Source organism: Streptomyces poonensis, assembly GCF_014650915.1.
Taxonomy (GTDB): domain Bacteria; phylum Actinomycetota; class Actinomycetes; order Streptomycetales; family Streptomycetaceae; genus Streptomyces; species Streptomyces poonensis.
The window spans coordinates 250,293-263,626 of the sequence record NZ_BMVW01000006.1 but is presented as its reverse complement, the minus strand read 5'-3'; the positions used below and the strand labels follow the sequence as shown (position 1 = coordinate 263,626).

Annotated in this window: 9 protein-coding genes; 7 read left to right on the top strand and 2 right to left on the bottom strand. The window is 70.1% G+C overall.

All coding sequences use genetic code 11. The annotated features are described in order from the left end of the window. Window positions 1-414 precede the first annotated feature (414 nt). Entirely contained in the window at window positions 415-1,239 is an 825-nt protein-coding gene (locus tag IE242_RS18090) for an HAD family hydrolase (protein ID WP_189860384.1), read from the top strand. Between the two features lie 495 nt (window positions 1,240-1,734). Here IE242_RS18090 and IE242_RS18085 read toward each other — a convergent pair whose 3' ends face one another. Beyond that, a complete protein-coding gene (locus IE242_RS18085) occupies window positions 1,735-2,562 on the bottom strand; it encodes a Fic family protein (RefSeq protein ID WP_189860382.1) in 828 nt (275 codons plus the stop codon). Between the two features lie 144 nt (window positions 2,563-2,706). On the opposite strand from IE242_RS18085, the gene IE242_RS18080 reads away from it, so the two are divergent. Beyond that, the gene (locus IE242_RS18080; protein ID WP_189860380.1) at window positions 2,707-3,687 is read left to right on the top strand and encodes an ATP-binding protein; all 981 of its coding nucleotides are present in this window, start codon (window positions 2,707-2,709) and stop codon (window positions 3,685-3,687) included. A 100-nt stretch (window positions 3,688-3,787) separates the two neighbouring features. On the opposite strand, the gene IE242_RS18075 is transcribed toward IE242_RS18080, so the two are convergent. Next, the gene (locus tag IE242_RS18075; RefSeq protein WP_189860378.1) at window positions 3,788-5,056 is read right to left on the bottom strand and encodes a polysaccharide deacetylase family protein; all 1,269 of its coding nucleotides are present in this window, start codon (window positions 5,054-5,056) and stop codon (window positions 3,788-3,790) included. Window positions 5,057-5,400: 344 nt separating this feature from the next. On the opposite strand from IE242_RS18075, the gene IE242_RS18070 reads away from it, so the two are divergent. The 5 genes from IE242_RS18070 to IE242_RS18050 all read left to right on the top strand — a co-directional run bounded on the left by IE242_RS18070 (window position 5,401) and on the right by IE242_RS18050 (window position 13,198). Next, on the top strand, window positions 5,401-7,740 hold the full coding sequence (locus IE242_RS18070) for a SulP family inorganic anion transporter (RefSeq protein WP_189860376.1): 2,340 nt from the start codon (window positions 5,401-5,403) through the stop codon (window positions 7,738-7,740). A gap of 263 nt (window positions 7,741-8,003) precedes the next feature. Then, window positions 8,004-9,959 carry an acetate--CoA ligase gene (gene acs / locus IE242_RS18065; protein ID WP_189860374.1) on the top strand — a complete coding sequence of 652 codons (1,956 nt, stop codon included), beginning with the start codon at window positions 8,004-8,006 and terminating at the stop codon, window positions 9,957-9,959. A 221-nt stretch (window positions 9,960-10,180) separates the two neighbouring features. Then, a complete protein-coding gene (nhaA, locus tag IE242_RS18060) occupies window positions 10,181-11,581 on the top strand; it encodes a Na+/H+ antiporter NhaA (protein ID WP_229859071.1) in 1,401 nt (466 codons plus the stop codon). 103 nt (window positions 11,582-11,684) lie between these two features. Next, the gene (locus tag IE242_RS18055; protein ID WP_189860370.1) at window positions 11,685-12,164 is read left to right on the top strand and encodes a phage holin family protein; all 480 of its coding nucleotides are present in this window, start codon (window positions 11,685-11,687) and stop codon (window positions 12,162-12,164) included. Beyond that, entirely contained in the window at window positions 12,161-13,198 is a 1,038-nt protein-coding gene (locus IE242_RS18050; protein WP_229859069.1) for an alpha/beta fold hydrolase, read from the top strand. Before IE242_RS18055 ends, IE242_RS18050 begins: the two co-directional genes overlap by 4 nt. Window positions 13,199-13,334 lie beyond the last annotated feature (136 nt).

Genomic DNA, 13,334 nt, shown 5'->3' with positions numbered 1-13,334 from the left:
AATCACAGTGCAGCGATCCGGAAAATCGTGTGGATCTTGCTCGATAACTGTGGACATCTCGGCGCTTGTGGATATCTCCGCCACCCATACAGGCGATCCCCGCACAGCGTTGGACCGGATACCGCAGCGCAGTTCGACAGCTACGCACAGTTACGAATCATGGGTGGCGGGCGAGAGGACACCGTGGGGATACGACACCGCGCGGCGGTCATGGGGCAGAAGCGAAAAACCCACCCGGACATGCGACGACCCCCGCCGGGGGGGAGAGCGGGGGTCGTCCCCACGGCCGACTCGGGGGGGGAGGAGTCGGACCGGGTTAGCACGGTCGCGAACGATCCGTGACTTCCATGGTGTACCCGAGAGCCCTCTCAGGCAAACCCACGCGCACCACACTAGCCCGAATGGCGGGCGCATATGCTCGGGCTCGTGGAAAACCACTCCTTGCCTCGCACAGCGGCCTTCTTTGACCTGGACAAGACGGTCATTGCGAAGTCGAGCACGCTCACGTTCAGGAAGTCGTTCTACCAAGGCGGTCTGATCAACCGCAGAGCGGTCTTGCGTACTGCATATGCCCAGTTCGTCTTCCTCGCGGGTGGCGCCGACCACGACCAGATGGAGCGGATGCGCGAGTACCTGTCCGCACTGTGCCGCGGGTGGAACGTCCAACAAGTAAAGGAGATCGTCGCCGAGACGCTTCACGACCTGATCGACCCGATCATCTACGACGAGGCCGCCTCCCTCATCGAGGGGCACCATCTCGCCGGTCGGGACGTCGTCATCGTCTCGACGTCCGGCGCGGAGGTGGTCGAACCGATCGGCGAGCTCCTCGGCGCGGACCGCGTGGTCGCGACCCGCATGGTGGTGGGTGACGACGGACGCTTCACGGGGGAGGTGGAGTACTACGCCTACGGCCCGACCAAGGCCGAGGCGATCAGGGAGCTCGCCGAGTCCGAGGGCTACGACCTCGCGCGCTGCCACGCCTACAGCGACTCCGTCACCGACCTGCCGATGCTGGAGGCCGTCGGGCATCCGCACGCGGTGAATCCGGACCGCGCGCTGCGCCGCGAGGCCCTCGCGCGCGGGTGGCCGATCCTGGACTTCAACCACCCGGTGCGACTCAAGCAGCGGCTGTCCGTACCGCCACGTCCGGCGCTCGTGGCCGCTGCCGCCATAGGCGCCGCGGCAGCCACGGCAGGACTGGTCTGGTACGCGAGCCGACGCCGACCGGCCACAGCGTGAGGCGCCGGCCACCTACGGCGTGAGGCGCCGGCCAGCCGCCGCATGCGGCATGTCGCACCAGCAGACGCGGTACGCGCCACCGATGGCCCCACCCACGGGACCGCGACGCCCTTTTCACACCTCTTTGAATGCAAAAGTAAAGAAGTGCATCCAGGGCTTCCGCTTGCTCCGGTCCGGGAGTACAAAGGATTCAACGGCCCGCGAGTCCAAAGGACATCCGAAGGGATCACCTTTAAACGCAATTGGCCCCACGGACCGAGCATGGACGCCGAGCACCCACGCGACGTCGACCCGTCGATTACGGGCCAGCCGCACCAGGTGACGGGCGAAGTTCCCGACCTGATGGGCAACATATCGAGGACGCATGGTAACTCGGTGAACATGCCAGCGGCGGTACGAGCATTCGTACCGCCGCAACCCTTTTACCGGCGCCGGCTCGCCCTCCGGGCGAGGCCCGAGGGCCGCCGATCCCCTCGTGCGGAGGGGCACGGGATCTCAGGCCGCGCCGCGCTGCAGGGCCTCGCACACCGCCGTCGACTCACGGGCCCCGAGTCCGACCGCCTTGCCGCAGTGGGTGATCCAGGCCGACATGCCCTCCGGGGTACCGGAGACATAACCCTCCAGGGCGGCCAGGTAGGCGGCACGGCCGAGTTCCGCGTGCCCCACCTCGGCGGGGCAGATCGACTTGGGATCGAGGCCACTGCCGACCAGGACGATGCGCTCGGCCGCGCGCGCGACGAGGCCGTTGTGTGAGCCGAAGGGGCGCAGGGCCAGCAGTTCGCCGTGGACGACGGCCGCGGTCACCAGGGCAGGGGCCGAACTGCCCGCGATGATCAGCTGAGAGAGCCCTTCGAGGCGCCCCGAGACCTCGGCGGCGTCCGGCAGCGGCAGGCCGACGAGCGGCTCGTCGACCGGTTCGCCGTCCTGCCGGGGGCGCCCCACGCGCGCGTCGTCCCGGCCGGACGCCGCCACCAGATGCAGCCGGGCCAGTACGCGCAGCGGTGACTGCCGCCAGATGGACAGCAGTTGCCCCGCCTCCGCGGTGAGCCTCAGGGCCGCACCCACGACGCGGGCCTCGTCGTCGCCGCTGAAGTCGGTGCGGCGACGCACCTCCTCCAGGGCCCAGTCGGCGCCGGACAGTGCCGCGGAGCCGCGCGCTCCGCGGAGCGCCGCCTCAGAGGTGACCTCGTTGCTGCGGCGCCGCATGATCCGGTGCCCGTAGACCCGGTCCACGGCCTTGCGCACGGACTCCACGGACTCGGCCACACCGGGGAGGGCTCCCAGGGCCGCGAGCGGATCGGCAGTCGCGCCTGTCGTACTCATGAGTACGACCCTACGCGCCCCGCACCGCCCGACCGCCACCCCGTCAGGCCGCGACGCGCCTCGTCCACCGCCCTCTTTCACCAAGGAGTGGTCTCACCCACAAATGGAGTACGGCGGGTCATCGTTCCGCTACGCTAGGTGAACATGAAAATTGCTTTCGTCGGGAAGGGCGGCAGCGGCAAGACCACCCTGTCGTCCCTGTTCATCCGGCATCTCGCCGCCGTCGGGGCGCCGGTCGTCGCCGTCGACGCCGATATCAACCAGCACCTCGGCGCCGCGCTCGGCCTCGGTGAGGCGGAGGCCGCCGAGCTGCCGGCGATGGGCGAACGACTGCCGCTGATCAAGGATTACCTGCGCGGCTCCAATCCCCGTATCGCGTCCGCCGAGACAATGATCAAGACCACTCCGCCCGGTGAGGGCTCCCGGCTGCTGCAAGTGCGCGAGGACAACCCGGTGTACGACGCCTGCGCACGGTCCGTGGAACTCGACGGCGGCGCCGTCCGTCTGATGGTCACCGGCCCCTTCACCGACGCCGATCTGGGGGTCGCGTGCTACCACTCCAAGACGGGTGCGGTGGAGTTGTTCCTGAACCATCTGGTCGACGGCCGCGACGAGTACGTGGTGGTCGACATGACGGCCGGCTCCGACTCCTTCGCGTCCGGCATGTTCACCCGGTTCGACATCACGTTCCTCGTCGCCGAGCCGACCCGGAAGGGGGTCTCCGTCTACCGCCAGTACAAGGAGTACGCGCGGGACTACGGGGTCGCCCTGAAGGTCGTCGGGAACAAGGTGCAGGGCCAGGACGACCTCGACTTCCTGCGTGCGGAGATCGGCGACGACCTCCTGGTCACCGTCGGGCACTCGGACTGGGTGCGCGCCATGGAGAAGGGCCGCCCGCCCCGGTTCGGGCAACTGGCGGAGACCGACCGCGACGCCCTGCGCGCCCTTCAGTCGGCCGTGGACACCATGTACGGGCGGCGGGACTGGGTGCGTTACACCCGTCAGATGGTCCACTTCCACCTGAAGAACGCGAGCACGTGGGGCAACGCGCGCACCGGAACCGACCTGGCGGCGCAGGTCGATCCCGGGTTCGTCCTCGGTGAGGGGTTCATGGCCACGGCCTGAGCGCTCCCGAGCGTCCGGCCTCAAGCCCGCCGTCCTCGTCCGGCTGCCGTACGGGAAGCGTCTCCGGGGCTCCGGCGGGCGTCCGTACGACGGCCGGACATCACGGTCTGGCGGCCGGCGCCCCGGGAACGCCCCTGGGGGCGGGGCCGTGCGCGCCGCCCAGGAATGTCCTCCAGCCCCGCTCCGGGGCCTCGCCGACCTCGAGGGTGCGCAGCCTGGCCAGCACCCTGGGGTCCTGGGCGTCGAGCCAGTCGGCGAGCTGCCGGAAGGAGACGCAGCGCACTTCCCGTCTGGTACAGGTCCTTTCGACGGCCTCCTCGACCGCACGCATATAGGTTCCGCCGTTCCAGGACTCGAAGTGGTTGCCGATGATCAGGGGCGCGCGGTTGCCGTGGTAGGCGCGCAGGAAACCTCTGAGCAGGCCGTCGCGGAACTGGTCGCCCCAGTACTCGTGCCGGTCCGGGTCACCGGTACGCGCGTCCGACTGGTTCATGTAGAAGTTGTAGTCCATGCTCAGCGTCTCGAAGCCACGGCCCGGGACGGGGACGAGCTGCATGGACAGGTCCCACAGGCCCTTCCTCTTCCGTGGCCACACCTGATCGTTGACGCCGCTGGTGTCGTAGCGGAAGCCCAGGTCACGGGCGGCCTTCCGGAAGTTCTTCCGGCCCTCCAGACACGGCGTACGGCCGCCGATCAGCTCCCTGTCGTAGTCGAAGGGCAGCGGTTCGGCCTTCTTGGCGCCCGTGTTGGTCCGCCAGGACTTGACGAGCGCCTTGGCCTGCGCGATCTCGCTCTTCCACTCGGCCACCGACCACTCGCCGACGCCACCCTCGCTGCCGCAGAAGTGGCCGTTGAAGTGGGTCCCGACCTCGTCGCCCTCCAGCCAGGCACCGCGCAGTTGCGTCACGGTGTCCCTGACTCCCCGTACATCGTTGAAGCCGATGTCCGAGCTGCCCGGCGAGTGCCGCGGGGGCCGGTACAGATGGCGCTTGGCCTCGGGCAGCATGTACACGCCGCTCAGGAAGTACGTCATCGTCGCGTCGTTGGCCCTGGCCACCTTGCGGAAGTGCGAGAACAGCCGCTGGCCGTCCTCGCCCGCACCGTCCCAGGAGAAGACGACGAACTGCGGCGGCCGCTGCCCCGGCTTCAGCCGCTGGGGCTTCGGCAGCCGGGGCTGGAGCCCGGTGTAGGCGGTCGAGCCGTCGCCGATCAGGCGCACGACGCTCTTGGGTGCCGGGGCCGCGGCGGCTTTCCTCCCGCCGCGCACGTCTTCCTCGGAACCGGCGCCGCCGAGCGCACAACCGGCAAGCGCCGTGGCGCCGGTTGCGGCGAGCACGCATCCCGCGGCGATCCTCTGGGGGGCGGCCATGGTCGTCCCACCTTCTTCCTTCAGTCCGGGCAACGCTGATCAGAAAGTCCTGCTCCCCGGGCGGCGGTGCGCGAGAGACGGCAGGGCGGTCAAGGTCGCACACACTCCGGAAGGAATTGGTATGACAAGCCCACAAACGCCCTTTGTCACTCTTTGGAGTGATCCACTACCCCATATGCGAAGAATGTCCTGACGTGGCCTTTACTCTTGATTACGATTCGTTTACCGAGCGTTGAGATATCCCGCCGCTGTCCACCGTGACCGATCGACGGTCGTCCCCCGGCCCCGCCTCCACGCGGGGCCACCTGCCACGGCACGCGCCGCCCCTGGAGGAGACGGGAACCATGCCAGCCTGCGTCCCCGCCCGAGCCACCGAGTCGTCCCGGACGAACAGGGCTCACCCACCCCACAGCCCCCCACCAGCCCCCCGACGGCGGTTCCGCGTCCACGGCGCCGACCTGTCCGCCTCGCTCGCGGTCTTCCTGATCGCGCTCCCTCTGTCCCTCGGCATCGCCCTCGCCACCGGCGCGCCCCTGCAGGCCGGTCTGGTCGCCGCGGCCGTCGGAGGGCTCGTCGCGGGGCGCCTCGGCGGCTCTCCGCTCCAGGTGAGCGGCCCCGCCGCCGGGCTCACCGTCGTCACCGCCGAGCTCATCCACCGCTACGGCTGGCGGACGACCTGCGCCATCACCGTCCTCGCCGGTCTCGCCCAACTCGGTCTCGGCTGCCTGCGCGTGGCCCGTACGGCGCTCGCCGTCAGCCCGGCCATCGTGCACGGCATGCTCGCCGGTATCGGCGCGACCATCGCCGTCGCCCAGCTGCACATCGTGCTCGGCGGCACCCCGCAGAGCGCCGTCCTCGACAATCTCCACGCGCTTCCCGCCCAGCTGGCGCAGCTGCACCCCGCCGCCCTGGCGACGAGCGCGCTGACCCTCGCCGTCCTGTTCGCCTGGCCGCGGCTGCCCGGCCGGGCCGGCCGGCTGCTGCGCAGGGCCCCCGGCGCGCTCGTCGCCGTCACCGCGGCCACCACGGCCGCCGCCCTCGCCGGGCTCAGCCTGCCCAAGGTCGAGCTGCCCTCCTGGCACAGCCACGCCCTGGCCGGGCTTCCCGAGGAACCGGCGTTCGGACTCGCCACCGCCGTCCTCACCATCACGCTGGTGTGCAGCGTGCAGTCACTGCTGGGTGCCGTCGCCGTGGACAAACTCGTGGCGGGACAGCCGGGCATGGCGCGGTCGAACCTCGACCGGGAGCTCCTCGGCCAGGGCTCCGCCAACATCGTCTCCGGAGCGCTCGGCGGACTGCCCGTCGCCGGTGTCGCCGTGCGCAGCTCGGCGAACGTGCACGCCGGCGCCGTGAGCCGGAACTCCACCATGCTGCACGGCGTTTGGGTGGTGGTGGCCGCGCTGCTGATGGTCCCGGTGCTCGAGCTGATCCCCCTGGCCGCCCTCGCCGCCCTCGTGATGGCCGTAGGCATCCAGATGGTGTCCCTGAACCACATCCGCACGATCACTCGCCACCGCGAGGTGCTGGTGTACGCCGTCACCACGCTCGGCGTCGTCCTCCTCGGCGTCCTGGAGGGAGTGGCGCTGGGTGTCGCCGTGGCCGTCACCGTCGCCCTCCACCGCCTCGCCCGCACCCGCATCACGCACGACGAGAAAGACGGCGTCCACTACGTACACGTCAGAGGTCAGCTGACGTTCCTCGCGGTGCCCCGGCTGAGCCGTGCCCTGCATCTCGTGCCCCATGGTGCCGAGGCGGTCGTCGAACTGGACGGGTCCTTCATGGATCACGCCGCGTACGAGACATTGCAGGACTGGCAGAAGACGCACACCGCGCAGGGCGGCGGTTCCGTGGAGATCAGCGGGCGCGCCGGTCTGCGGATCGCGGAACCCACCGAAGCGACCGGCTGCCGATGCCGCCCCTGGACGCCCTGGCGCAACCACCACTGCGAAGACCCCCGGCCCGATCCGGTCGGCGAGCAGCCGGAGCAAGCCGCCGACGACGGGACCGGCGGCCACCGGCTGGCACGGGGGATCAGCACGTTCCAGCGCAACACCGCTCCCCTGGTGCGCGATGAGCTGGCCCGGCTCGCGCGTGAGGGACAGCGGCCCTCGCAGCTCTTCCTGACCTGCGCGGACTCACGGCTCGTCACATCGATGATCACCTCAAGCGGCCCGGGGGACCTCTTCGTCGTGCGCAACGTCGGCAATCTGGTGCCGCTGCCCGGCGCGGAGAGCGGGGACGACTCGGTGGCGGCGGCGATCGAGTACGCGGTGGACGTACTGGCGGTGCGGTCCATCACCGTGTGCGGGCACTCCGGCTGCGGGGCGATGCAGGCGCTGCTGAACACGGATCCCGGCGGCGCCCGGACACCGCTCAAGCGGTGGCTGCGGCACGGCCGGCCGAGCCTGGAGCGCATGGCGGACAAGGAACGGCCCTGGGCCCGGCTCGCCGGACGGGCACCGGCCGACGCCACCGAGCAGCTCTGTCTGACCAATGTGGTCCAGCAGTTGGAGCACCTGAAGGCGCACGAGTCCGTGGCGCGCGCCCTGCACGAAGGGCGGCTGGAACTGCACGGGATGTACTTCCACGTGGGTGAGGCACAGGCGTACCTGCTCACGGGTGGGTCCGAGCTGTTCCGCCATGTGGAGGCCCATGACACGAAGGAGCAGCGCAGCCCGGTGTGACGGTGGCGGTGTGCGGCCCGCCCGGCCCCGGTCGGGCGGGCCGCTCGGCTCACCCCGCCCGATGTGCTCCGACTCGTCCCCCGCCCGATGCGCTCCGTGTCTGAACCACACCCGCTCCGCGTCCGTGACCATCAGTGGCCCGAGCTGCGGAGCCACCCGCCCACAGGTCTAAACCATTCATCCGTCGACCCTTGTCAGCGGGGGTCCGCGTCTGATGAGCTGTGGCCCGGGACACAGCGCACACCCTGAGAAAGGGAGATGTCGTGAGCAACGAATCCTTGGCCAACCTGCTCAAGGAAGAGCGCAGGTTCGCGCCCCCCGCCGACCTGGCCGCCGACGCCAACGTCACCGCGGAGGCGTACGAACAGGCCAAGGCTGACAGGCTCGGCTTCTGGGCCGAGCAGGCCCGCCGACTGACCTGGGACACCGAGCCGACCGAGACGCTGGACTGGTCCACCCCGCCGTTCGCCAAGTGGTTCAAGGACGGCAGGCTCAACGTCGCGTACAACTGCGTGGACCGGCACGTCGAGGCCGGGCACGGCGACCGGGTCGCCATCCACTTCGAGGGCGAGCCGGGCGACAGCCGGGCCATCACCTACGCCGAGCTCAAGGACGAGGTGTCCAGGGCGGCGAACGCCCTGCTGGAGCTGGGTGTCCAGAAGGGCGACCGCGTCGCGGTCTACATGCCGATGATCCCCGAGACGGCCGTCGCGATGCTGGCCTGCGCCCGGATCGGCGCCGCCCACTCCGTGGTCTTCGGCGGCTTCTCCGCGGACGCGCTCGCGAAGCGCATCGAGGACGCCGACGCCAGGGTCGTCATCACCTCCGACGGCGGCTACCGGCGCGGCAAGCCGTCCGCCCTCAAGCCGGCGGTGGACGATGCGGTCGGGCGCGTGGACAACGTGGAGCACGTCCTCGTCGTGCGCCGCACCGGCCAGGACGTCGCCTGGACCGAGGGCCGCGACGTGTGGTGGCACGACGTCGTCGGGCGGCAGTCCGCCGAGCACACCCCCGAGGCGTTCGAGGCCGAGCACCCGCTGTTCATCCTCTACACCTCCGGTACGACCGGGAAGCCGAAGGGCATCCTGCACACCTCCGGCGGCTACCTCACCCAGACCGCGTACACCCACCACGCCGTCTTCGACCTCAAGCCCGAGACCGACGTGTACTGGTGCACGGCCGACGTCGGCTGGGTGACCGGACACTCCTACATCGTGTACGGGCCGCTGGCGAACGGCGCGACGCAGGTCATGTACGAGGGCACGCCCGACACGCCGCACCAGGGCCGCTTCTGGGAGATCGTGCAGAAGTACGGCGTCACGATCCTGTACACGGCGCCGACGGCGATCCGTACGTTCATGAAGTGGGGCGACGACATCCCCGCCAAGTTCGACCTGTCCAGCCTGCGGGTCCTCGGGTCGGTCGGTGAGCCGATCAACCCCGAGGCGTGGATCTGGTACCGCAAGCACATCGGCGCCGACACGACACCCATCGTGGACACCTGGTGGCAGACCGAGACCGGCGCCATGATGATCTCGCCGCTGCCGGGTGTGACGGAGGCCAAGCCGGGCTCCGCCCAGCGGCCGCTGCCGGGCATCTCGGCGACCGTCGTCGACGACGAGGCGAACGAGGTCCCGAACGGCGGCGGTGGCTATCTGGTCCTCACCGAACCGTGGCCGTCCATGCTGCGCACCATCTGGGGCGACGACCAGCGGTTCATCGACACCTACTGGTCCCGCTTCGAGGGCAAGTACTTCGCGGGCGACGGCGCCAAGAAGGACGACGACGGGGACATCTGGCTCCTCGGGCGCGTGGACGACGTGATGCTCGTGTCCGGTCACAACATCTCGACCACCGAGGTGGAGTCGGCGCTCGTGTCCCACCCGTCGGTCGCGGAGGCGGCCGTGGTCGGCGCGACCGACGAGACGACCGGACAGGCGATCGTGGCGTTCGTGATCCTGCGCGGTACGGCGGCGGAGACCGAGGACCTGGTGGCCGAGCTGCGCAACCACGTGGGCGCGACCCTCGGGCCCATCGCCAAGCCGAAGCGGATCCTGCCGGTGGCGGAGCTGCCCAAGACCCGCTCCGGCAAGATCATGCGTCGTCTGCTGCGCGATGTCGCGGAGAACCGGCAGGTCGGAGACGTGACGACGCTGTCCGACTCGACCGTGATGGACCTGATCCAGAGCAAGCTGCCCGCGGCGCCGAGCGAGGACTGAGGACGTACCGGAAGGGGCACTCGTCACACGCGGCACATGTGGCGGGTGCCCCTGGCACGTCCTGAGGACCGCCCTCGGCCTCCGCACCAGGTCCTTAGACAGCCCCACCAACGTTAGATAGGCTAAGCAACGCGTAAACAACACGATAAGAACCTCAAGGCGCGCCGGGAAGTCTGGTCGGCATGTGCTCCGCCCTGCCCACCTGCCCGGAGGTCCCCGCCATGCCCACCCGCCCCGCGAACACCCGCAAGTTCTTCGGCCGTCTGTCCCTGCCGGAGCGGACCTTCATCGCGGACGCACTGCGTACCGAAACCGTGGGCGGTGTCCTGCTGCTGGTCGCCGCCGTCACCGCGCTGATCTGGGCAAACGTCCCCGCGCTGCACAACAGCTACGAGACCGTGCGGGACTTCCACCTGGGCCCCGCCGCACTCGGTCTCGACCTCTCCATAGGACACTGGGCCGCCGACGGACTGCTCGCCGTCTTCTTCTTCGTCGCCGGGATCGAGCTCAAGCGCGAACTGGTGGCAGGCGAGCTGCGGGACCCGAAGGCGGCCCTGCTGCCCGTCGTCGCGGCGCTGTGCGGCATGGCCGTACCGGCGCTCGTCTACACCCTCACCAATTCCCTCGGTGGCGGTTCGCTCGGCGGCTGGGCCGTGCCCACCGCCACCGACATCGCCTTCGCGCTGGCCGTCCTCGCGGTGATCGGCACCTCGCTGCCCTCCGCCCTGCGCGCCTTCCTGCTCACCCTCGCCGTCGTCGACGACCTCTTCGCCATCCTGATCATCGCGGTGTTCTTCACCGAGGGCCTGAACTTCGCCGCGCTCGGCGGCGCGCTGGCCGGCCTCGTCGTCTTCTGGGTGCTGCTCCGCAAGGGCGTGCGCGGCTGGTACGTGTACGTCCCGCTGGCCGTCGTCATCTGGGCGTTGATGTACAACAGCGGTGTCCACGCCACGATCGCCGGTGTCGCGATGGGGCTCATGCTGCGCTGCACGGCGCACGAGGGCGAGGAGCACTCCCCCGGCGAGCACATCGAGCACCTCGTACGGCCTCTGTCCGCAGGCCTCGCCGTACCGCTGTTCGCGCTGTTCAGCGCAGGTGTCGCGATATCCGGCGGCGCTCTCGGCGAGGTGTTCACGCAACCCGAGACACTGGGCGTGGTGCTCGGCCTCGTGGTCGGCAAGACGGTCGGTGTCTTCGGCGGGACCTGGCTGACGGCCCGCTTCACCAGGGCGACGCTCAGCGACGACCTCGCCTGGCCGGACGTGTTCGCGGTCGCCACGCTCGCGGGCATAGGTTTCACGGTCTCGCTGCTCATCGGCGAACTCGCCTTCGAGGGCGACGCGGCGCTCACCGACAAGGTCAAGGCGTCCGTCCTCACCGGCTCCCTCATAGCGGCCGTACTGGCCACCGTGCTGCTGAAAATGCGTAACGCCAAGTACCGCCGCATGTGGGAGAACGAGGAGCGTGACGACGACCTGAGCGGCGTCCCCGACATCTATGAGGAGCACGATCCGGCGTACCACCTGCGCATGGCCGAGATCCACGAGCGCAAGGCCGCCGAACACCGAAGGCTTGCCGAAGTGGCGGGCAGGGCAGGCGAGGGTCACGGCGGTCCGGCATGATCTGACAGGACCGTACAGAAAATCGCAGGCACACCCGGGGCCGCACGCGGGGCCCACGCCCCCGGGACGCCCAGGACGCAGACAGCAGAAGAGGGAGACTCCGATGAGCGCACCCGACGGCAGCCCGGTCGACGCCGAACGCAGCATCGGCCAGTTGTTCGCCTCGGCGACGACCGACTTGTCCGCGCTGGTGCACGACGAGATCGCGCTGGCCAAGGCCCAGCTCAAGCATGACGTCAAGCGCGGCGCGGTGGGCGGCGGCGCGTTCGCGGCGGCCGGCGCGGTGCTGATCTTCTCCCTGCCGATGCTGAGCTTCGCCCTCGCGTACGGCATCAGGACGTGGAGCGACTGGAACCTCGCCGTCTGCTTCTTGCTGTCCTTCGCGGCGAACGTACTGGTCGCCGGGCTGCTCGCGCTGATCGGCGTCGTCTTCGCGAAGAAGGCCAAGAAGGGCCGGGGCCCGCAGAAGGTCGCCGCCTCGATGAAGGAGTCGGCGGGCGTCCTGCAGAAGGCCAGGCCGCACCCCCGTCAGGCCGGACCGGCCGACGGCGGCGTCGAGGCTGTGGCACGCTCGTCGTCATGACGGACCCCGCCCCTGCCCCGGCCTCTCCGGCTTCCCCGGCCTCGCCCTCGCTTTCGACTGCCGCCTCGGAGCCGACTTCCGCTTCCACCTCGGGTCCGGCTTCGGCTTCGGCTCAGCCCACGTCGGTCGTACGGCTCGACGTGCCCGGCGGGAAGGTCACGCACCGGGACGTCGCGGCCAACGGGGCGCGCTTCCACATCGCCGAGCTGGGCGACGGTCCGCTGGTCCTGCTGCTGCACGGCTTCCCGCAGTTCTGGTGGACCTGGCGGCACCAGCTGGTCGCCCTCGCCGAAGCGGGCTTCCGGGCCGTGGCCATGGATCTGCGCGGGGTCGGCGGCAGCGACCGCACGCCCCGGGGCTATGACCCGGCCAATCTCGCGCTCGACATCACGGGGGTCGTACGGTCCCTCGGCGAGCCCGACGCCGCGCTCGTCGGGCACGACCTGGGCGGATATCTGGCGTGGACGGCGGCCGTGATGCGGCCCAAGCTCGTACGGCGGCTCGTGGTCTCCTCGATGCCGCACCCGAGGCGCTGGCGCTCCGCGATGCTGTCGGACGTCAAGCAGACCGCGGCCAGCTCCTACATCTGGGGCTTCCAGCGGCCCTGGATCCCCGAGCGGCAGCTCACCGCCGACGACGGCGCCCTGGTGGGCCGTCTGGTACGGGACTGGTCGGGGCCGCGCCTGCCGGACGACGAGGCCGTGGAGACGTACCGGCGTGCCATGTGCATCCCGTCGACCGCCCACTGCTCGATCGAGCCGTACCGCTGGATGGTCCGCTCGCTGGCCCGCCCGGACGGCTACCAGTTCAACCGCCGGATGAAGCGGCCGGTCCGGGTGCCCACCCTCCATCTGCACGGCTCGCTCGACCCGGTGATGCGCACCCGCAGCGCGGCCGGCTCCGGGGAGTACGTCGAGGCGCCGTACCGCTGGCGGCTGTTCGACGGCCTCGGCCACTTCCCGCACGAGGAGGACCCGGTCGCCTTCTCCGCCGAGCTCATCAACTGGCTGAAGGACCCCGAACCCGACCGGTGATCGTCCGGCCGACGACCCTGCCGGACGGTGATCGCGTCGATACGCCTGGCCTGCAAAGGGAACCGCCGACCTGCGACCGAACACATGCCCGGCGCATAGGCCAATTGAGGGGCCTGAGAGCGGTTATCGACCTTGG